This window comes from Veillonella sp. oral taxon 158, assembly GCF_018376515.1.
In the GTDB taxonomy this organism is placed as follows: Bacteria; Bacillota; Negativicutes; order Veillonellales; family Veillonellaceae; genus Veillonella; species Veillonella rogosae.
Genome location: NZ_JAHABE010000029.1, coordinates 1 through 1,875 on the forward strand (window position 1 = coordinate 1; position 1,875 = coordinate 1,875).

Genomic DNA, 1,875 nt, shown 5'->3' on the forward strand with positions numbered 1-1,875 from the left:
CCATAAGCTCCCCCTCTATAATCTTGACGCCCTTATATTCACATAAACGTCTCAGTATTTCACGTAAACTATTTCTGTATTGATTATATATAACTTTACATCTATACTTAGGTGTAAATACTATGTGGTATTTGCATAACCATTTTGTGTGCGCAAGGATCTGTGTCTTTGTTGCCATATAAAATCACCTTTCTTTTGCATATAATGTGGCTTAAACACCTACATCATACTTAAGCAAGGTGATTTTTTTGTATAACTTTCGTTGCCGGCCCCGCATAGCAGGTGATTTAATGATTCGCGACTACGTCGCGAATCAATCTAAAGACAATAATAAAATACCACATCATATAGGACAAAAACTCCTATATGATGTGGTATTAATTTTCTTTATAATCCACTTAATCACTACATATTAAATGTAATATTACTTTTAGGATTCTTCAATTTTGGAAAGCCATATACCTCCAACGCATGTAAAATCTTTTGAATATTTTCTTTGATACTATCTTTAGAAACAGGTATAGAACTCACTATATATATAATGCCATCCACTTTTGCAGGATAAATGCTTACAACACAATCATGACTATGTATGATACGAAGCAGATATACATCATAGGTAGACTCAACATAAAAATCAAACTCCTGATTTTCATGTATTACATCAGGTGTATCATGTACTGGTGCTACTGTACAATCAGATATTTGAAAAGAATCTGAATCAAAATGCACTCTACAATTATGTTTTCGTTTCATTCGTTCAAGTCGTTCATCTATCATGTTTCACCACATCACTAATTAGTCGCCCCAAGTCTATGGCATTTTTAGAGGTAATAACAGGCTTACCAGTTCTAGCTTCAATCGATTTACGTGCATCACCAGCAATAGAACCACCATCTTGAGCAACTTGTTTATTCTCGTCTAATCCTTGAGGATTAATTGCCTCCGCAATATCCTTTGTAGCCGTTTCGGCTAACATATTTAAGATAAGTTCTGTAGTAGACATATTATCTCGTAGATTTTCTTTTTTTAGCCCCTTAAAGTCCTTATATTCTCTAGTCGTCATTCCAGACCAAGCTTTAGAGATTTCATTCGTTAGGATAGCATATTCATTACCAGCTTTAACACCATGATCTTGCCAAGTATCGGTTAATTCTTTACGAACCTGAATGGCCTGTAATCGTTGATTAATCCATTCTCGGCTATAGCCCTTACGCGCATATCCTTCTAAGGCTCTATCTATAGTTAGCTCTGGGTCAATTATTTCATCAATACGCTCTTTACCAACTTCTGCTAACCACATTTTAAAAGGTTCTGCCTTAGGCGATGGAACAGATTGTATGATACGGAAAATACCTTGCATATCGGCAACATCTGTTAATCGCATTTTACCATCTGGAGCTTTCAATTTTAACTGTCGACAAATTGTCGACAGTTCACTTTTCTCTTCTTCTGACATACGTTTTTTCACTCGATACCAATAATCACGCGGATTATTGCTTTCAGTCAGAGAACCTACAACATCCACTATACTAAAATACCACTCGTCCCTTTCATTATCCCACACAGAACGAATTTGACTACCTTCAAACATCTTTATATCATCACTCATACATCTTCCTCCTTTCTTTAAAAACAAATATATGTTCTATATTATTGTCTATAGTATACGCCTTTTAGCATAAGAAACAAAGATATTTTTAGCTTCCCTTACATTATCATATTTCGTTTGACTTATAGTAGTATAATATAAGTATAAAAACTAGGAGATGATTACTATGAAATTTACTAAACGTATACTCATCATGACTGCTTTAGCCGTGACTGCTGTAGTGTCCACAGGATTTGCTTACGATTATGTATGCAATAATTCTC

Annotated in this window: 3 protein-coding genes; all 3 read right to left on the reverse strand. The window is 34.7% G+C overall.

The window, feature by feature from the left end:
* Positions 1-178 (reverse strand): transposase (locus tag KH364_RS09410; protein ID WP_273299426.1); only part of this gene is annotated, 178 nt, incomplete at its 3' end.
* 227 nt (positions 179-405) lie between these two features.
* The gene (locus tag KH364_RS09415; protein ID WP_273299424.1) at positions 406-780 is read right to left on the reverse strand and encodes a hypothetical protein; all 375 of its coding nucleotides are present in this window, start codon (positions 778-780) and stop codon (positions 406-408) included.
* On the reverse strand, positions 770-1,612 hold the full coding sequence (locus KH364_RS09420) for a BRO family protein (RefSeq protein WP_273299425.1): 843 nt from the start codon (positions 1,610-1,612) through the stop codon (positions 770-772). The genes KH364_RS09415 and KH364_RS09420 overlap by 11 nt, the downstream gene beginning before the upstream one ends.
* Positions 1,613-1,875: the final 263 nt, after the last annotated feature.